At 68.5% G+C, this 18,418-nt stretch carries 18 protein-coding genes; 7 read left to right on the forward strand and 11 right to left on the reverse strand.

The genetic code is table 11. The features are described from left to right. The first annotated feature begins 71 nt into the window (after positions 1–71). Positions 72–1,271: a pyridoxal phosphate-dependent aminotransferase gene (locus tag ABD188_RS17785; protein ID WP_344065439.1), complete on the forward strand. Its 1,200-nt coding sequence runs from the start codon at positions 72–74 to the stop codon at positions 1,269–1,271. A gap of 18 nt (positions 1,272–1,289) precedes the next feature. Here ABD188_RS17785 and ABD188_RS17790 read toward each other — a convergent pair whose 3' ends face one another. From ABD188_RS17790 to ABD188_RS17825, 8 genes are all read right to left on the reverse strand, one after another. Continuing rightward, entirely contained in the window at positions 1,290–2,426 is a 1,137-nt protein-coding gene (locus tag ABD188_RS17790) for a UDP-N-acetylmuramate dehydrogenase (protein WP_344065443.1), read from the reverse strand. A gap of 3 nt (positions 2,427–2,429) precedes the next feature. Next, complete coding sequence (locus ABD188_RS17795) at positions 2,430–2,834, reverse strand: MaoC/PaaZ C-terminal domain-containing protein (protein ID WP_344065446.1); 405 nt, start codon at positions 2,832–2,834, stop codon at positions 2,430–2,432. After that, positions 2,831–3,280, reverse strand: a complete 450-nt coding sequence (locus ABD188_RS17800; RefSeq protein ID WP_344065449.1) for an FAS1-like dehydratase domain-containing protein — start codon at positions 3,278–3,280, stop codon at positions 2,831–2,833. The genes ABD188_RS17795 and ABD188_RS17800 overlap by 4 nt, the downstream gene beginning before the upstream one ends. Before the next feature lie 40 nt (positions 3,281–3,320). Beyond that, the gene (locus ABD188_RS17805; RefSeq protein WP_344065452.1) at positions 3,321–4,115 is read right to left on the reverse strand and encodes a sulfite exporter TauE/SafE family protein; all 795 of its coding nucleotides are present in this window, start codon (positions 4,113–4,115) and stop codon (positions 3,321–3,323) included. Further along, complete coding sequence (locus ABD188_RS17810; RefSeq protein WP_344065455.1) at positions 4,112–4,984, reverse strand: DUF2510 domain-containing protein; 873 nt, start codon at positions 4,982–4,984, stop codon at positions 4,112–4,114. The genes ABD188_RS17805 and ABD188_RS17810 overlap by 4 nt, the downstream gene beginning before the upstream one ends. A gap of 83 nt (positions 4,985–5,067) precedes the next feature. Further along, on the reverse strand, positions 5,068–6,069 hold the full coding sequence (locus ABD188_RS17815; RefSeq protein WP_344065458.1) for a sugar phosphate isomerase/epimerase family protein: 1,002 nt from the start codon (positions 6,067–6,069) through the stop codon (positions 5,068–5,070). Positions 6,070–6,111: 42 nt separating this feature from the next. Beyond that, positions 6,112–7,254, reverse strand: coding sequence for a Gfo/Idh/MocA family protein (locus ABD188_RS17820; protein ID WP_344067221.1), 1,143 nt, complete (start codon positions 7,252–7,254; stop codon positions 6,112–6,114). A gap of 154 nt (positions 7,255–7,408) precedes the next feature. Beyond that, on the reverse strand, positions 7,409–8,452 hold the full coding sequence (locus ABD188_RS17825; protein WP_344065461.1) for a substrate-binding domain-containing protein: 1,044 nt from the start codon (positions 8,450–8,452) through the stop codon (positions 7,409–7,411). A gap of 321 nt (positions 8,453–8,773) precedes the next feature. On the opposite strand from ABD188_RS17825, the gene ABD188_RS17830 reads away from it, so the two are divergent. From ABD188_RS17830 to ABD188_RS17840, 3 genes are all read left to right on the forward strand, one after another. Further along, on the forward strand, positions 8,774–10,249 hold the full coding sequence (locus ABD188_RS17830) for a sugar ABC transporter ATP-binding protein (protein WP_344065464.1): 1,476 nt from the start codon (positions 8,774–8,776) through the stop codon (positions 10,247–10,249). Then, complete coding sequence (locus ABD188_RS17835) at positions 10,246–11,301, forward strand: ABC transporter permease (protein ID WP_425561356.1); 1,056 nt, start codon at positions 10,246–10,248, stop codon at positions 11,299–11,301. The genes ABD188_RS17830 and ABD188_RS17835 overlap by 4 nt, the downstream gene beginning before the upstream one ends. A 123-nt stretch (positions 11,302–11,424) precedes the next feature. Beyond that, positions 11,425–12,600, forward strand: a complete 1,176-nt coding sequence (locus ABD188_RS17840; protein ID WP_344067226.1) for an ROK family transcriptional regulator — start codon at positions 11,425–11,427, stop codon at positions 12,598–12,600. Positions 12,601–12,667: 67 nt separating this feature from the next. Here ABD188_RS17840 and ABD188_RS17845 read toward each other — a convergent pair whose 3' ends face one another. Genes ABD188_RS17845 through ABD188_RS17855 form a run of 3 tightly spaced genes read right to left on the reverse strand, consistent with a single transcriptional unit; the run spans position 12,668 to position 15,950 of the window. Then, complete coding sequence (locus tag ABD188_RS17845) at positions 12,668–13,378, reverse strand: glycosyltransferase family 2 protein (protein WP_344065467.1); 711 nt, start codon at positions 13,376–13,378, stop codon at positions 12,668–12,670. After that, positions 13,375–14,739 (reverse strand): PIG-L family deacetylase, encoded by a 1,365-nt coding sequence (locus tag ABD188_RS17850; RefSeq protein WP_344065470.1) that lies wholly within the window; start codon positions 14,737–14,739, stop codon positions 13,375–13,377. Before ABD188_RS17850 ends, ABD188_RS17845 begins: the two co-directional genes overlap by 4 nt. Next, positions 14,739–15,950, reverse strand: coding sequence for an acyl-CoA dehydrogenase family protein (locus ABD188_RS17855; protein ID WP_344065473.1), 1,212 nt, complete (start codon positions 15,948–15,950; stop codon positions 14,739–14,741). The genes ABD188_RS17850 and ABD188_RS17855 overlap by 1 nt, the downstream gene beginning before the upstream one ends. Positions 15,951–16,156: 206 nt before the next feature. Between ABD188_RS17855 and ABD188_RS17860 the strand changes: the two genes are divergently transcribed. The 3 genes from ABD188_RS17860 to ABD188_RS17870 are packed head-to-tail and all read left to right on the forward strand — an operon-like array spanning position 16,157 to position 18,379. After that, positions 16,157–16,900: a DUF72 domain-containing protein gene (locus ABD188_RS17860; protein WP_344067229.1), complete on the forward strand. Its 744-nt coding sequence runs from the start codon at positions 16,157–16,159 to the stop codon at positions 16,898–16,900. Between the two features lie 10 nt (positions 16,901–16,910). Further along, positions 16,911–17,240 carry a VOC family protein gene (locus tag ABD188_RS17865; RefSeq protein WP_344065476.1) on the forward strand — a complete coding sequence of 110 codons (330 nt, stop codon included), beginning with the start codon at positions 16,911–16,913 and terminating at the stop codon, positions 17,238–17,240. 59 nt (positions 17,241–17,299) lie between these two features. Beyond that, positions 17,300–18,379 (forward strand): DNA polymerase IV, encoded by a 1,080-nt coding sequence (locus ABD188_RS17870; protein WP_344065479.1) that lies wholly within the window; start codon positions 17,300–17,302, stop codon positions 18,377–18,379. Positions 18,380–18,418: the final 39 nt, after the last annotated feature.

Below are 18,418 nucleotides of genomic sequence, written 5' to 3' on the forward strand. Positions count from 1 at the left end.
AAGCGGGATGACCGGCCTCCTCGACGCTCGTCGCCCCGACACGATGGGCACACCCGGCTACGCTCGAAGGCGTGACAGAACGCGCCCCACTCTCCCGCAAGCTCTCCGCCATCGCCGAGTCCGCGACCCTCAAGGTCGACGCCAAGGCCAAGGCGCTTCAAGCCGCCGGCCGACCGGTCATTTCGTACGCTGCCGGCGAGCCCGACTTCGCCACTCCCCAGTTCGTCGTGGATGCCGCCGCAGAGGCGCTGCGCGACCCGGCGAACTACCGCTACACCCCCGCTGTCGGGCTTCCCGTGCTGCGGGAGGCGATCGCCGCCAAGACGCTCCGCGACTCGGGGCTCGAGGTCGACGCATCCCAGATCATCGTCACGAACGGCGGCAAGCAGGCCGTGTATCAGGCGTTCCAGACCGTCGTGAACCCGGGCGACGAGGTGCTGCTGCCGGCCCCGTACTGGACGACGTACCCCGAGGCGATCGCCCTTGCGGACGGCGTGCCCGTCGAGGTGTTCGCCGGCGCCGACCAGGAGTACAAGGTCACCGTCGAGCAGCTCGAGGCGGCGCGCACCGACAGGACGACCGCGCTCGTCTTCGTGTCGCCCTCGAACCCGACCGGCTCGGTCTACACGCCTGAAGAGACCCGCGCGATCGGTGAATGGGCGGTCGAGCACGGCATCTGGATCATCTCCGACGAGATCTACCAGAACCTCGTCTACGAGGGTGTGAGTGCCACCTCGATCGTCGACGCGGTTCCAGATGCCGCAGCCCAGACGATCCTCGTGAACGGCGTCGCCAAGACCTACGCCATGACCGGCTGGCGCGTGGGTTGGATGGTCGGGCCGAAGGACGCCATCAAGATCGCCGCCAACCTGCAGTCGCACCTCTGCTCGAACGTGAACAACATCGCCCAGCGCGCGGCGCTCGCGGCTCTGACGGGTCCGCAGGACGAGGCGGAGCAGTTCCGGCTTGCGTTCGATCGACGCCGCAAGCTGATCGTCGGCGAGCTCGCGAAGATCGAAGGCGTGACCGTGCCCAACCCGCTGGGCGCGTTCTACGTCTACCCCGACGTCCAGGGGCTGCTCGGCAGGACCTGGCGCGGAATCACTCCGACCACGTCGCTGGAGCTGGCCGACCTCATCCTCGAGAAGGCCGAAGTCGCGGTCGTTCCCGGCGAGGCGTTCGGCCCGAGCGGCTATCTGCGCCTGTCATACGCGCTCGGAGACCAAGCACTGCTCGAGGGTGTGCAGCGGCTTCAGGAGCTCTTCGCCTGACCTGGCCGGGCGGCTGGGCTAGAGTTCTACGTTCACCAGCACCGGTTCGGGCTGGAGGATGAGTCCGAACTCGGACTGCACGCGACCCTGGATGAAGCGGGCCAGCTCGGCCAGCTCCGCCGCGGTCGCCGATCCTCGGTTCGTCAGCGCGAGGGCGTGCTTGGACGACAGCGCCGCGCGCGAGCGAGGCAGCTTGAAGCCCTTGCGCAGTCCGGCGTGCTCGATGAGCCATGCCGCGCTGACCTTCACCTCGGACTGGACGTCGGACGGCGGTGGCACGTAGCCGTCGTATGCGGCGAGCGGGATGACGAGCACGGGGTCGAGGTCGGGGGTCACCGGCCACCGCGGGCACTCGGCAGGCAGGGTCCGGGCGAACGACGCGGAGACGATCGCGTTCTGGAAGAAGGATCCGGCGCTGTAGGTGTCGGGGTCGGCGCCGTCGAGCACCATCCCCTTGCGGCGGCGTGTCTCGATGACGTGATCGCGGATCCACGAGACCGGCACGGCTTCGCCCTCGCGCAGGCCGAGCGCCGTCCGCAGCTGCTCGCCCACGATCGGTCGCGGGCCGTCGCCGACTTCGGCGAGTTCGAGCGTGACCGAGAGGATGACCGCCTGCCGAGCGGGCGCCGAGCCGTAGTGGTGCTTCAGCGCCGAGGTGCGGAATCCGAGGCCGAGCTCGGCCGCCGGCACGACCGACACCGCGCCCGTCGACTCGTCGACGAGCTCGACTTCGACGAGCGTCTGGACGATCTCCTGCCCGTACGCTCCGATGTTCTGCACCGGGGCGGCGCCGACGGTACCTGGGATCCCCGACATGGCCTCGATGCCGGCAAGGCCCTCCCCCACCGCGTACGCGACGAGGGCATCCCAGTCATGGCCGGCCTGCACACGCAGTCGTGCGAAGCCGGGCCGGGGTGACGGCATCCGCTCGATACCGTGCGTGAGCACTCGCACGACCGTCCCCTCGAAGGGCTCGTCGCCTATCAGCAGGTTGGATCCGCCACCGAGCGCCAGCCAAGGATCGCCCTCGGCCCACACCGATCGGAGGGCATCGACGAGCTCGTCCGCCGAGGTCGCGTCGATCATGCGTGCGGGGGCGCCGCCGGTGCGCAGCGTCGTGAGCTGCGCGAGCGGAATCGGCGTGACTTCTGGCATCGGTCAGGCGAGGCGGATGCGCACCTGCGCCTTGACGAGCACCGTGGCTTCCTCGAACGTCACGGTCAGGTCGATGCGAGCCGTCTCGTCGTCGACGGCACCGACCCTGGCGAGGACCGACACGTCGGCACCGGCATCCGGATCGACGACGACGGGCCGGGTGAACCGCACGCCGTAATCGAGGATGCGGCCGACATCACCGAGCCACGGCACGATCGTCTGCACGGCGAGCCCCATCGTCAGCATGCCGTGGGCGAGGACCCCAGGCAGCCCGACGGCTGCGGCTACGTCGTCGCGGTAGTGGATGGGGTTGAAGTCCCCGGACGCGCCGGCGTAGCGCACCAAGGACTCGCGGCTGAGGTGGACGGTGCGCTCGGCGACCACATCGCCGACGGCGAGGGCACTCATGCGTCATCCTGCCCGACGAGGAGGACGGATGTCGCGGTCGCGACGTGCTCGCCGGCGGCATCCGTGATCTGGGTCTCGCTCGTGACCATGGCGTTGCCCCCCATAGTGCGGATGCCGACGACCGAGAGGTGCGCGGTCAGCTCATCGCCGGCCACGATGGGCCGGGAATACCGGAAGCGCTGCTCGGCGTGGATGGTCCGTGACAATTCGATGCCGGACTCGGGCTCGGCCAGGAGCTGCTGCAGTCCCTGCTCCTGAATGACGATCGCGAATGTGACCGGGGCGACGACATCCGAGTAGCCGAGCGCGCGGGCCGCCTCGGGATCCGTGTGCTGCGGGTCATCCGCGAAGACGGCACGGGCGAACTCGCGCATCTTCTCTCGGCCGACGAGGTACGGAGCCGTCGGCGGGAAGCTTCGGCCGACAAGATCGGGATTCACTGGCACCGTGCCATCCTATCGAGCGGGCGTCGGCGCTCTCCGGCTGTCACCGGCGGTGGCCGCGCACGGCACGCATCGCCATCTGCACCGCGATGATCGCGAGGAAGACGGCGAACAGCACGTTGCCGGTGAACGGGTCGACGATCGTCGCCAACCAGGCGCCGACCGCCGTCGTCGTACACGCGGCGACGCCCACGAGCACTGCTGCGAAGAGGTCGACGTTCCGACGGCGGATGTTCCCGACCGTGCCTGAGACAGCCGTCGGGATCATCATGAGCAGCGACGTGCCCTTGGCGATGAGGTCGCTCGCGCCGAACAGGATCATGAGGGTCGGCACGACGATGATGCCTCCGCCGACGCCCAGAAGCCCGGCCAGTGTTCCCGTGACGACCCCGAGCACCAGCAGTCCGATGACGGTGATGACCGTGAGCGGAAGGTCCGCGTCGCGCGAGGGGACCACGATGAAGAGGCTGACGATGACCGCTGCGAGGAACCCGACGAACGACCAGCGCAGCACCGTGAGCGAGAGCCGCGGCAGCAGCCAGGTGCCGATCTGCGCGCCGACGACGGCGCCGACGGCGAGGATCAGCCCGGGGATCCACGCGACCGAGCCATGGATGGCGTACGAGATCACGCCGACCGTCGCGGTCGGCACGATCGCGGCGAGCGAGGTGCCGGCGGCGAGCCTCTGGTCGAAGCCGAGGATCAGCACCAGCAGCGGAACGATGACGGTGCCGCCCCCGACGCCGAACAGGCCGGAGAGCAGTCCGGCCAGCAGGCCCACGCCGATGCACGTGAGCACGAAGCGCGGGTTGCGAGGCCGGGCTGCAGCCTCGCTCATTGGTCGGCGGAGTACGACTCGTCGACCAGCCAGCCGTCGGGCGTCCCCACCACGATGTAGCGGAAGTGGTCTTCGTACTGCTGAGGCTGGGCGGCCTCCTCGCCCTGGTCGTCGAGCGGACTCGTGTAGGTCTCGGTCGTGTAGACCGAAATCGAGTCGCCCTCCTGCTCGACCGACGTGACAGTCAGCTCGTAGTCCGTGAAGTCGGTCGTGAAGTTCTCCGTCGCCTGGGCGAACTCGTCGCAGTCGACGACTTCGAGCGCGTTGCGGAACTGCTCCGTCGTCGATGCGAAGTACGCGGCGCAGTCGTTGCTCTCGATCGCGTCATTGAACATCTCGACGGCAGCGGCCGCAGCCGTCTCATCCGCACCCGTGGGCGGATCGATCTCGGCCGGCTCCTCCGTCGAGGTGCCACCGGTCGACTGGCCAGACGATCCGGCGTTCGAGGTCAAGCTGAGGAAGAGCACGGGGACGAGAACTGCGAGCGCGATCACGATCCCGAGGACGATGACGCCGAGCACCACCCACACGATCCAGAGCCGGGACTTGCGGGGTTCGGTCGCCGCGATGAACGCACCGCCGTCGGTCGGATAGACGGGCGGCTCGCCCGCGGGATAAGCCCCGGCGTAGCCGGCGTCGGGCGGATACACCGCCTCCTCGGCGCCGGGATAGCCTGCGGGGTATCCTCCCGGATAGGCGGTTCTCGCATGGGCGTCGGGGTGGAGCGGCTCGGTTGCACCGCTCGGCTGCTCGGCGTACGCGGCCGGCTCGTGTTCCGGCGTCGCGACGTGCTCGGTCCACACCGTGCCGTCCCACCAGCGCATTGCGCCGTGCCCGTCGTCGTACCAGCCGGGGGGTGTCGTCGTCATGGCACAACCCTACCTACGGCCGTGCCGCCACCCGTTCCAGCGGCGGGATGCCGGCAGTCCCGGCATCCCGAGCCCGTCGTCGGTCAGCGGCTGCTGAATGCCGCGTCGAAAGCCGCTTCGGGTGCCGCGAACGCGTTCTTCTTCACGAACTCGAGCGCCTCGGGGGCGCCGAGCAGGCGATCCATGCCGGCGTCCTCCCACTCGACCGAGATCGGTCCGTCGTACCCGATGGAGTTCAGGGCACGGAAGGATGCCTCCCACGGCACGTCGCCGCGTCCGGTCGAGACGAAATCCCACCCTCGGTGCAGGTCCGCCCACGCGAGGTGCGAGCCGAGGCGGCCGTTTCGACCGTTGCCGAGGTTGAGCTTCACGTCCTTGCAGTCGACGTGGTAGATCAGATCCGTGAACTCGAGGATGAAGTCGACGGGGTTCAGCTGCTGCCAGATGAAGTGCGACGGATCCCAGTTGAGTCCGAACGTCTTGCGGTGGCCGATCGCCTCGAGCGTGCGCACCGTCGTCCAGTAGTCGTAGGCGATCTCGCTGGGGTGCACCTCATGCGCGAAGCGGACGCCGACCTCGTCGAACACGTCGAGGATCGGATTCCAGCGGTCCGCGAAGTCCTGGTACCCGGCATCCACCGCCTCCTGCGAGACGGGCGGGAACATCGCGACGTACTTCCAGATGCTCGATCCTGTGAACCCGACGACGGTCTTCACGCCGAGCTTCGCCGCCAGCCGGGCAGTGTGCTTCATCTCCTCGGCAGCCCGTTCGCGGACCCCTTCGGGATCGCCGTCGCCCCACACCTGATCAGGCAGGATGTCGCGGTGCCGCTGATCGATGGGGTCGTCGCACACCGCCTGACCTTTCAGGTGGTTCGAGATCGCCCACACCTTCAGTCCATAGCGCTCGAGAAGGTCGAGCTTGCTCTGCACGTACTCGTCGTCATCCCAGCGCCATGGGTCGAGGTGGTCGCCCCAGCAGGCGATCTCGAGGCCGTCATAGCCCCAGCCGGCCGCAAGGCGGGCGACCTCTTCGAGCGGCAGGTCGGCCCATTGGCCGGTGAACAGGGTGATGGGTCGCGTCATTGCGGTGTCCTTCCGGGATCGGGGATGACTGAGCGGCTTCGGTCAGTCGGTCGGGGTCCACATGCTGCCGGCTGCGGAGCTGCGCTCGACGGCGTCGAGCACACGCTGCACGTGCAGGCCGTCGTCGAACGAAGGCAGCGGCTGGGTGCCGGCCACGATCGCCGTGACGAAGTCGTACACCTGGTGCGAGAAGCCGTGCTCGTAGCCGAGCATATGACCGGTCGGCCACCACGGCGAGAGGTACGGGTGGTCGTGCTCCGTGACGAGGATGCGGCGGAAGCCCAGTTCGGTCTCTGGCAGTGTCGCGTCGTAGAAGTCGAGCTCGTTGAGCCGCTCCAGGTCGAACGAGATCGCGCCGAGCGAGCCCGCGACCTCGATCCGCAAGGCATTCTTGCGGCCGGTGCGGAAGCGCGTGGCCTCGAACGAGGCGAGCGCCCCCGAGTCGAGCCGGCCGGTGAACAGTGCGATGTCGTCGACCGTGACCGCACCGCGCTCGGTCGAGGCGGTTCCCGACAGCCCGACGCTCTCGCCGAGCAGCGGACGCTCGGGGACGATGGTCTCGATGATGCCCGACACCGTCGTGACCTTCTGCCCCGTGATGTACTCGGTCAGGTCGACGGCGTGCGCGCCGATGTCGCCGAGCGCGCCGGATCCGGCGCGGTCCTTCTGCATCCGCCAGGTGAGCGGGGCATCGGCATCCATCAGCCAGTCCTGCAGGTACTCGGCCCGTACCTGACGGATCTCGCCGATCCTTCCGGCGGCGACGAGATCGCGCGCGAAGGTTGCCGCGGGTACCCGCCGATAGGTGAAGCCGACCATCGAGCGGATGCCGCGCTCGGCCGCCTGCGTCGCCGCTTCGGTCATCGCCTCGGCCTCTGCCACGGTGTTGGCCAGCGGCTTCTCGCACAGGACGTGCTTGCCGGCCTCGAGCGCCGCGATCGCGATCTCGGCGTGCGTATCTCCGGGCGTGACGACGTCGACGACGTCGATGTCGTCGCGCGCGATCACGTCGCGCCAGTCCGTGGCAGCCTCGGCCCAGCCCCATTTTCGGGCGGCGTGCTCGACCGCAGCGGCGTTGCGCCCCACGACGACGGTCATCTCGGGCTCGCGCGCGAGATCGAAGAATCTGGGGGCGACTCGCCAGCCCTGGGAATGTGCCGCGCCCATGAAGCCGTGGCCGATCATGGCGACGCGTAACGGTCCCTCTGCTTCGGCAATCTCAGCAACCGGGGCAAGCTCAGCATCCGGTCGAAGGGTGTCGGTCAACGAAGTGTCCTCTCGGAAGGTCGGGGAGGGGCGCCCGCCGTGATCGACGGGCGCCCCGCGAGGATCGTCGCGCTTACTCGAACGCGAGGTCGATGAACTGGTCGACGTTGTCCGCCGTGACGACAGGGGCGTCGAGCACGATGCGGTTCGGGATGCTGGGCGTGATCAGGTCGCCCATCGTCTTGGACTGCGCGATGAGGCGAGCAAGTGCGACGCCGTCGGCGGCCTGCGTCGAGGGGTAGATGACGGTGGCCTCGAGTACCGAGTCGCCGGCCTTGATGTGCTCCATCGCGGACAGGCTTCCCGCACCCCCCACCATGAAGAACTCGTCACGACCGGCGGACTCGATGGCTGCCAGCACGCCGATGCCCTGGTCGTCGTCGTGGTTCCAGAGTGCGTCGATCTGCGGGTTGGCCGAGAGCAGCTGGGATGCCGCCGTCTCGCCACCGGCGACCGTGAAGTCTGCGGCCACTCGAGGACCGACCTCGAGCCCGCAGTCCTCGAGCGCGTCGGCGAAGCCCTGTGAGCGGTCCTGCGTGAGCGGCAGCGAATCGATGCCGGGGATCTCCGCGACGATCGCGTCCGGGTTGTCCCCGAGCTTTGCGCAGATGTACGTGCCGGCGCTGACGCCCATGCCGTAGTTGTCGCCGAGAATGGTCGCACGCGCGGCGAACGGACTGGAGAAGACGCGGTCGACGTTGATCACCGGCACGCCCGCATTCATCGCGGCGATCGCGGCCTCGGTCAGAGCGGCGCCGTCGGTGGGCAGCAGAACGATGGCGTCGACCCCCTCGTTGACGAAGCCCTCGACCGCCGCGATCTGCGCGATGGGGTCGTTGGTGCCTTCTGCCACCTTCAGCTCGACGTCGTCGAAGCTGTCTGCCGCGGCCTGGGCGCCCGAGTTGATGGCACCGAGCCAGCCGTGGTCGGCAGCGGGACCCGAGAAGCCGATGACGACGGTGTCGCCGGACTCCGCGTTCTCTTCGTTCGAGGTGCCCTGGTCGACGACGTCCTCCTCCGCCCCCGAGCCGGTGCAGCCGGCGAGCAGGCCGACGGCGGCGATGACGGCGGTGCCGGTGAGAATCAGTCGCGTGCGCGCCTTCAGGTGTGAGCGCATATTTCTTCCTCCTTGAATGTGATGCAGCTGGTGCAGCGCGCTGCCACGAGAGGGAAAGTGCTGCCCGCACTCGAGGAGGTCCACGCTGACGCGACTCACCGTAGCAGAACGGTTCCGCGAGTTGTCATCTTTTGATTCCGGCCCGTCAGAAGTCATGGGGTCGTCATTTCGCACGCGTCATCGGGTGTCCCTGTCCCGCCATGAGCCCTGTGACGTGCACCATCGTTGCCGGATCGAGACTCGGCATCGACGCGGTAGGCGTGTTACGTTCGGCACGTGATCAAAGTTGACCATCAATCGGCATTACTCGCGGTTCGTGGCGTGACGAAGTCGTTCGCGGGAGTCCAAGCGCTCCGTGGGGTCGATCTCGAGATTCTGCCTGGAGAAGTCCATTGCATCCTGGGACAGAACGGCGCGGGCAAGTCGACGCTCATCAAGGTGCTCGCGGGCGTGCACCGCCCTGACGAGGGTGAGATCTCGTGGGTCGGTGAGGTGGTCGAGATCCCCACTCCCGAGGCCGCAATCGAGTTGGGCATCGCGACGATGTACCAGGAACTGGATGTCGTCGACGGTCTGACCATTGCCGAGAACATCTTCCTCGGGCACGAGCTTTCGCGCGGTGGTTTCACCCACCGCTCCGAGGCGGCGAAGCAGACCCGGGAGCTGCTGCGGCGCCTCGGCCACGCCAACCTCTCGCCCAATGCCGAAGTCGGCAGCCTGAGCGCGGCGAACAAGCAGATCGTGAGCATGGCGCGCGCCCTCTCGCACGACATCAAGCTCATCATCATGGACGAGCCATCCGCCGTGCTGGACGGCCAGGAGGTCAAGAACCTCTTCCACGTCGTCAACGAGCTCACCTCGGCCGGGATCGCGGTCGTCTACATCACCCACCGCCTCGAAGAGATACGCCAGATCGGCGACCGCATCACCGTGCTGAAGGACGGACGCTCGATGGCGAGCGGCCTCCCGGTCGCCGACACTCCCACCGCGGAGCTGATCCGCCTCATGACCGGTCGAGAGGTGGCCAACGTCTTCCCTTCGGCGGTGCCGGTCCCCGACGACGCCCCCACGGTGCTCGAGGTCGAGGGCCTCGCTCTTGCGGGAGTCTTCTCCGATGTGTCGTTCTCGGTGCGCGCGGGCGAGGTGATCGGGCTCGCGGGCCTCGTCGGCTCCGGTCGGTCTGAGATCCTCGAGACCGTGTACGGCGCGCGGACCGCGACAGCGGGCGCGGTGAAGGTCGCGGGCAAGACGCTTCGCCGCGGCTCGGTCGTCGCCGCGGTGGGCGCGGGAATCGGCCTGTCCCCGGAGGAGCGCAAGAGCCAGGGACTGGTGCTGGACGAACCGATCTATGTGAACGTCACGCTGTCGTCGGTATCGCGGTTCGCCAAAGGCGGCTTCCTGAACGAGCGTGCCGAACGCAAGGCGACGCTGGAGCAGATCGAGGCGCTCGAGCTGCGACCGGCGGACCCAGACCGCGCCGCGATGACCCTCTCGGGCGGCAATCAGCAGAAGATCCTGCTGGCTCGCTGGCTCGTTCACGGGACCCGCGTTCTGCTGCTGGACGAGCCCACCCGCGGCGTCGATGTCGGCGCCCGCGCCGAGATCTATGCCCTCATCCGCCGTCTCGCCGCCGCCGGGAACGCCGTCGTCGTCGTCTCCAGCGAAATCGAAGAGGTGCTCGGGCTCGCCGACACCGTCCTGGTCATCTCGGACGGTCGCGTGGTGCAGACCGTTCCCGCCTCACAGATCGACGAGCACGGAGTGCTCGATCTCGTCATGAAAGGAATCGCCGCGTGAGCGAGCAGACCGCTGGGATCCAGAACATCCCCCCGCAGCCTGTCGGGCAGCCAGAACCCGACAGCCGCGGCCAGAAGACCGGGTTCCAGAGGTTCATGTCCGGATCCGTCGGCCGCAACCTCGGCCTTGTCGTGGCCCTCCTGCTGCTCATCGTCATCGGTGCCATCACCGCCCCCGATACGTTCACGAGCGTCAGCAACATCCTGACGATCCTGCGGCAGGCCTCGATCATCGGTGTGATCAGCATCGGCATGACCCTCGTGATCATCGCCGGCGGCATCGACCTGTCGGTCGGCTCGGTGATGGGCCTCGCATCGGTCGTGGCAACCCTCGCAGTCCTCCAGGATGCGGCCGATCAGTCCCACTGGATCGTCATGGTCGTCGCCGCCCTCGCCGTCGGCCTGGCAGCCGGCGTCATCAACGGCATCGTGATCGCGTACGGCAAGGTGGTCGCCTTCATGGCGACACTGGCAATGCTGGTGGCCGCGCGAGGGCTCGCCGAGATCCTCGCGAACCGTCGCACGCTGCAGGTCGGCAACCGCGACTTCATCAACTTCATGAACCTCGACATCGTCGGCGTCGACATGCTGATCTGGATCTTCGCGATCGTCGCGGCCCTCGGCTGGGTGCTCCTGAATCGCACGACCTTCGGCCGGCGCACGGTCGCGATCGGCGGCAACCGCGAGGCGGCGCGCCTCGCGGGCATCAACGTCAAGCGCCACACCATGTGGCTGTATGCGATCTCCGGGCTGTGCGCCGGCATCGCAGCGGTCATGATCATCGGCCGCACCACCGCGGGCACCTCAACGCACGGCGGGCTGTACGAGCTCGACGCGATCGCCGCGGTCGTCGTCGGAGGCACCCTGCTCGTCGGCGGACGCGGCACGATCACCGGCACCGTTTTCGGCGTCCTCATCTTCGCCACCCTGACGAACGTGTTCGTTCAGAACAATCTCACGTCGTCCGTCCAGCAGGTCGCGAAGGGCATCATCATCGTGGTCGCCGTTCTGCTTCAGCAGCGCTTCGCCAAGCCCACCGGACGACAGACGTGACGGATGCCGCGCCGCGTCGCAGCGGACTATTGATCGACCCTCGTTACGCGGGCGCGGCATCCCGTCGAAAGTCCGGCGGACTTCGGCGCCCGGCAGCCCGCCGATAATCGGAATGTGGCGAAGATGACCATCGAGCCGACTCCCACGGTGTCGGGAGTGAGCCAGCTCTTCCAGCTTCTGCGCGACGGCGTTCCGCGTACTCGCGCCGAACTCGCGAAGTCCACGGGGCTCGCACGCTCCACGATCGCGGCGCGGGTCGACGAACTCATGCGCCTGGGGCTCATCATCCCGATCGCTGAGACGGTTTCCACCGGCGGCAGGCCCCCGTCGCGGTTCGCGCTCAATCCGACCGCCCGACTCGTGCTCGCCGCCGATATCGGCGCCTCCCACGCGACTCTCGCCATCACCGATCTCGCCGGCTCCATCATCATCGAACACAGCGAGCCGCTCGATGTCACGCTCGGGCCGGTGCCGGTGCTGACGTGGACGGTCGAGAACGCCATCGCGATGCTCGAAGGCATCGGTCGCTCGACGAAGGACCTCACGGCGATCGGCATCGGCGTGCCAGGACCCGTCGAGCACTCCACGGGCCAGCCCGTGAATCCCCCGATCATGCCGGGTTGGGATCGCTTCGACGTCCCGGGGTGGGTGCAGCAGCACCTCGATGTGCCTGTGCTCGTCGACAACGACGTCAACATCATGGCTCTCGGCGAGCGGGCGTTCGCGTGGCCCGGGGTGGACCACCTCATCTTCGTGAAGGTCGCCACGGGCATCGGAGCAGGGGTCATCTCGGGAGGATCGCTGCAGCGCGGCGCGCAGGGCATCGCCGGCGACATCGGTCACGTGCAGGTCGCCCGTGGCGCGGGAGTGCCATGCCACTGCGGCAACAAAGGATGCCTCGAGGCTCTCGCCTCGGGACCCGCCATCGCGCGCGCCCTGCGCGCCCAGGGGGTTCCCGCCGAGAACGGCGACGATGTGGTGGATCTCGTCAAGCGGGGGAACATCGATGCGATTCAGGGGGTGCGCCAGGCGGGCCGCGACATCGGCGAAGTGCTCACGACCTGCGTGAGCCTCGTCAACCCTTCCGTGATCGCCATCGGCGGCTCGATGGCCCGCGTGGGCGAGCACCTCATCGCCGGGGTGCGCGAGGTGGTCTACACGCGATCGATCCCGCTCGCGACCGAGCATCTGGCGATCGTGCAGTCCGCGGCCGCCCGCAACGCCGCCGTCCTCGGTGCCAGCATGCTCGCCATCGAGCATGCGCTCTCACCCGAGACGCTGACGCTCGTCCACGCCTGACCGCGCGGCGGGCCGACCGGTCAGCGGACGAAATCGCTGATCGCGGCCTCGGCCGAGCGCATCACGGTCAGTCGATGTCGATCGCGAGAGCCTGCTCACGGAGGTAGCCGGCGTATCCACCGGGCGTACGTCCGATGGTGCGGCCCGATGTGAGCACCTCCGCATCGTCGCTAGCGACGACTTCTCCGCCGAGGCGCCGGCAGCGATCGACGAGCGACACATCCTCGTGCTCGGGTGCCGCCTCGAATCCGCCCGCCTCGAAGTAGATGCCTGCGCGCACGCCGAGACTGGCGCCGTGCACGTGGCCGTTGGGAACGCCGGGCGTGTGGGTGGCATGCCAGTGCCGCTGGTGACGCGGGTCGAGATCCGCGAAGTCCGGCCGGACCGTACCGACGAAGATGTCGGCGCCCGCGTGCGCCGCGGCGATCTGCACGGTCAGCCACGACGGAGGCACGGCCGAGTCCCCGTCGGTGTTGGCGATCCACACCTGGTCCGGTGCGAGTGTGTCCACCTCGTTCCACGCCGCCGCGATTCCCAGCGCTCGCGCCGCGCCCACGAGGTTCTCCTCGACCGCCAGGGCGGTCAGTCCATGCGCGCCGACGATGCGCGCCGACCCGTCGGCGCACGCGTCGAGTACGACTCGCACGATGCAGAGCATCCCGGTCTCGCTGAGGCGATCGATGGCGATCTTCAGCGCCGTGAGACACCGATCGAGCAGCGCGGCCTCGTCGTGCACCGGGACGACCACGATGACGGCCTCGATCGGCGCTCCGGTCATGCCAGTCCCTCGCGCTGCGCCACCGATCGCGCCGGGGAGCGCTCGAAGACCTCGAGCACGAAGTCGCGCTCTTCGTGGCTCACCGTGGTGTCCCATCCCGCCATGCGTCGCAGTGCCCGGTGCACGGCATCGCCGGTTTGCGGATAGTCGGAGACGGGATGGCGCCAGTGGCAGGCCACCAACAAGCCCGCCCCGCACGACTCGATTCGATCGATCAGCCGATCGAGATCCTCCGGCGAGAAGTAGTAGCCGATCTCTGAGAGCACGACGGTGTCGAATGTGCCCTGGGGCCACTCGTCGGGAACGCGCGCGACGATGAATCGCACGTCGTCGCCGACCACGCGGCGCCGCGCCTTGCCCACCGCGGCGGGCGCGGCGTCGATCGCGGTCACGGTGTCGGCTCGCAGTCTGAGCTCGGCGGTGACGTGCCCGGTCGCGCATCCCACTTCGAGCACCCGTCCGAGGCGCTGGAAGGGTAGCGAAGCCATCAGGATCTCGCGTTTGCGCTTCTCATACCAGCGGGATTCGAAGCCCCAGGGGTCTTCGTGGCGGTCGTAGAAGCCGTCGAAGTACTGCGTCGGCACGGAGGCCGACGAGGCGGATTCCTGCACGAACACCTCCCGTGCGCGCTCGAAGTGCATCCTCATCCGTTCGTGCAGAATCGGCTCGTCACCCGGGGACTCCGAGAGCGGGTCGATCTGAGTGCGGTGCTCAGCCATGGCCTCTCCCTTCGCCGAGCGCTCTTCATCGGTCAGGGTCAGTGCCTCGGCGTGTCGCCACGGCACCTCGCCAGGACGGGCCCAATGCCACAGCCAGATGGGATAGCCGAGATGGCGGATGCCGCGCTCAGCGCACAGCTCTGCCACCACCTCGGCGGCGACGCGATGGTCGCGGTGCCCGTCGCCCGACCAGGGCGCGACCACGAGCAGGCCATTCCCGCCCGCGGAGTCCGTCCGTTCGTGATCGAGCACCCGTGACAGGTCGCGACGGAAGTCATCGCGCTGTTCGTGGAGGCCGGAATCGGGGAGCAGGAGAAAGTGCAGCTCGGCGGCCGGCGCGACGTGCCGGACGGCGCGTACGACCTCATCCCGGCGCGCGGCGGACAGCCGCGCACGCGTGTGGGTCGTCGAATGGGGATGCGAGCCCTCCCCATCGGTTGCGACGACCACAGTCACCCTCGCGCCGGCGGCCGCCACCCGTGCCATCAGCCCGGCGGCGCCGAGTGTCTCGTCATCGGGATGGGCGGCGACGACCACCAGTCGACGGATCGCCACGTCCAGTTCGGGCACTTCGTGGAGGCGCCCATCAGCGTCCCAGACCGACTCCGCCGTGCCGGCATCGAGGTGCGAGAAGACAACCATCAGGACGACTGCTCCCAGGACGTCAGTTCACATCCGATGCGTGCGACATCCCGCAACCCATGGTGCTGGCGCAGGTACAGGTGCAGATCCGACACGCGGCGGGCAAAGGACGCATCCCCGACGAGCGGCGCCGGTCCGAGAGCCGCATCCGCCTCTGCCATCGTGAGCGTGACGGCATCGACGACGATCGTGCGGACGCGCTCGGCGAGCAGCTTCGAGCTGCGGCGGTCAGCGGCACCGCCCAGGTCGATCAGCGTCGCCGCCTCGGCGAGCACAGCACGCGCACCCCAGAGCGCGGCATCCGCCCTGCCCAGGTGCATGAGCGACAGCTGATCCGCGCGGGCCGACGACGCCGCCGCGGACAGTGAGCCCAGCAAGGGGGCGGCGGCGCCCCACCACACGGCTGCGACCGACATCCCTCCCCACGCGAAACCGGGCCGCTGGAGGTACCAGCCTGGTTCGCCCACCGCGATGGCGGGAACGTCCGCGAAGGCCACGGGTGCACTCACGATCTGAGGGAGGCCGCGAGCGTGCCACGGTCCGGGCTGCGCCGTCACACCTTGAGCACGCAGATCGACCGCGAAGAGTCCTCGGTTCGCATCGTCGACGAGAGCGGTCACCAATGCGTGACTCGCGTCCTGCGCCAGCGAGCACCACGCCTTGGTCCCGTTGAGGGTCCAAGCCTCCGGATTGCGCGTCGCGCGCAGCGTCGAGCCTGGCGCCTCGGCCGCATAGACGCCCCACGATGAACGCGGGGTCGCGCGCACCGCCCCGACGCCCCAGGGGTCCCGACCGCGAGCGAGATCGGTGCCCGATTGTTCCAGGATCGCGAGCGCATCGAGGTGGGGCTCGAGGATCCGCGCCGCGGCCACGTCGAGCGCAGCGGTGCCGGCCAGCAGTTCCCACAGCTGCGTGGTGCCGCCGGAACCCGGACGCGGGGCGGTTGCTCCGACCTCGACGCACCAATCCAGCGTCGTCGCGATGTCGACTCCGAGTCGGGCGATCTGTCGGGCGGAATCCAGCGCGGTCTCGATGCTCTCGCTCACCGCGTCCGAAGGGCCGGCCGCCGCCGTTGGGGCGAGCGTGACACGGTCGCTTACGCCGGCTGTCGACGCAGTGTCACCGTGGGCGGGATCGCCCGCGTCGACGGATGCCGGCGTCCGCACCGCACTCGCGGGTGCGGGCTCCGATTGCTCGGTGATGATGGACACAGCTGCCTCCCACGAGCAACGTAATCGCGCGCCACTCAGACTCCCGGGGGCTTGACAGATATCGCGAACCGACACCGAGGTCAATCCCACCGCAGCCGATCGTGCGCGGCCCTAGCGTGATGCCGTGACTGCGACCTCGACGACCTCGCCCCTGCGCCCCTCCGACGCAGGCGAGAGGGCGGAGGATCGAGACGTCTGACCAGCGGATCCGCATCGGCACGTCGGGTTGGAGTTACGACCACTGGGAGTCGGTCCTCTACCCGCCGGGACTCCCCGCGCGGGACCGGCTCGCGCGGTACGTCAGCGAGTTCGACACGGTCGAGCTGAATGCGAGCTTCTACCGGTGGCCGCCGGCATCCCGCTTTCGCAGCTGGCGAGAACGACTGCCGGCGGGGTTCGCGATGTCGGTGAAGGCGGCGCGCGGCCTCACCCACGGCAAGAGGCTGTACGGCCCTGAAGACTGGCTCACCCGCATGAGCGCGGGCTGGCACGAGCTCGGCGACAAGCGTGCCGTCGTGCTCGCCCAGCTGCCGCCCGCGATGGCGAGGGACGACGAACGCCTCGCCTACTTCCTCGAGAGGACTCCGCAATGGATGCCGGTGGCGGTCGAGTTGCGGCATCCGTCGTGGGATGCGGACCCCGTCTACGAACTGCTGGAACGCAATGATGCGTCGTATTGCGTGATGAGCGGCGCCGGACTGCCCTGCCGGCTGCGCGCCACGAGCGAGATCGTCTATGTCCGGCTTCACGGGCCGAGCGACGAGCACCTCTACGGCGGCTCCTATCTCGACGAGGACCTCGTATGGTGGGCGGAACGTCTCATCGAGTGGCGGGATTCGGGTCATCGCGTCTTCGCCTATTTCAACAACGACGGGGACGGAAACGCGGTGCGCAACGCGCGGTACCTCAAGACGCTGGTGTCGGCGCGCAGCCAGGTGCAATCGAGTTGAGGAGAGTTCGATGAAACTGACATTCCTTTACCAGCCGGTCTCGGACCTGCAGACTGCGGTGGAGTTCTACCGCGACGGCCTCGGCTGGGATGAGGCGTGGCGCGAGAGCGACGACACCGTGGCATTCTGGACGCCCGACCGCGCTGCGCAGGTGATGCTGTCGTACACCGAGCAGCCGGCGGGACCGATGTACCTCGTCGACGACCTCGGCGGATGGATCGCCGAACACGCCGACCTCGAGGTGGTCATCGCGCGATACGAGATTCCGGGCGGGACGGTGGCAGGCTTCGCTGCCCCCGGCGGCAGCGTGTTCTACGTGTTCGACCAGCCCGACGCCTGAGAGCCGCACCTCGAGAGCGGTACCGTCGCCGTGGGAGAGGCCTCAGGCAGACTGTTCCCATGAGCGACAGGCTTCGTGGGTGGGTGCTTCACGTCGACCTCGACCAGTTCATTGCGGCCGTCGAGGTGCTGCGGCATCCGGAACTCGCCGGCAAGCCGGTGATCGTCGGCGGACGCGGGGATCCCACGGAGCGAGCAGTCGTCTCGACGGCGTCATACGAGGCCCGCGAGTACGGCGTCGGGTCGGGGATGCCGCTGCGTATCGCCGCGCGCAAGGTGCCAGACGCGGTCATCCTGCCGGTGGATGCGCCTGCGTACAACGCCGCGTCGAACGAGGTGATGGCCACCCTGCGCGCCCAGCCCGGCGCCGTCGTCCAGGTGCTCGGCTGGGATGAGGCGTTCGTCGGGGTCACCACCGACGATCCCGAGGCGTATGCCCGCAATGCGCAGCTGGCGGTGCTCGAGCGGACGGCCCTGCACTGCAGCGTCGGTATCGGAGACACCCTCGTCCGCGCGAAGATCGCCACCGGATTCGGCAAGCCGCGGGGGGTCTTCCGCCTGACCGCCGCGAACTGGCTGGACGTGATGGGCGACCGGCCGACCATCGACCTCTGGGGCGTCGGCACCAAGGTCTCGCGACGCTTGGCCGAGCACGGCATCCTGACCGTCGCCCAGCTCGCCGCGGCCGACGAGTCCGGCTTGGTCGCGGAGTTCGGACCGAAGATGGGTCTCTGGTTCGCCCAGCTCGGGAGGGGCGACGGCGCGTCGGTGGTGGACGACACCCCGTGGGTCGCGCGCGGGCACAGCCGCGAGACGACCTACCAGCAAGATCTCACTGAGCCCGCGCAGGTCGACGATGCGGTGCGAACGCTGGTCGACCAGGTACTGGGCGACGTCTCCGCCGAAGGGCGGCCCGTGATCGGTCTGACGCTCAAGGTGCGTTATGCGCCGTTCTTCACCAAGATCTTCACGAAGAAGATCCCGGCGACCTTCGACCGCGAGGCCGTGCTGGCGAAGACGTTCGAACTCGTGGCGAAGATGGAACCCGATCGCCCCATCCGCCTGCTCGGCGTGCGCGCCGAGATGTCGATGCCCGACGATGCGCGGGAAGGACACACGCCCACTCGCGGGGGCTGGTAGCGGTCGCACGGTAGGTCAGAGCTCTGCACATGTATCAGG

The sequence above is a fragment of the Microbacterium pumilum genome, from assembly GCF_039530225.1.
Taxonomy (GTDB): Bacteria; Actinomycetota; Actinomycetes; order Actinomycetales; family Microbacteriaceae; genus Microbacterium; species Microbacterium pumilum.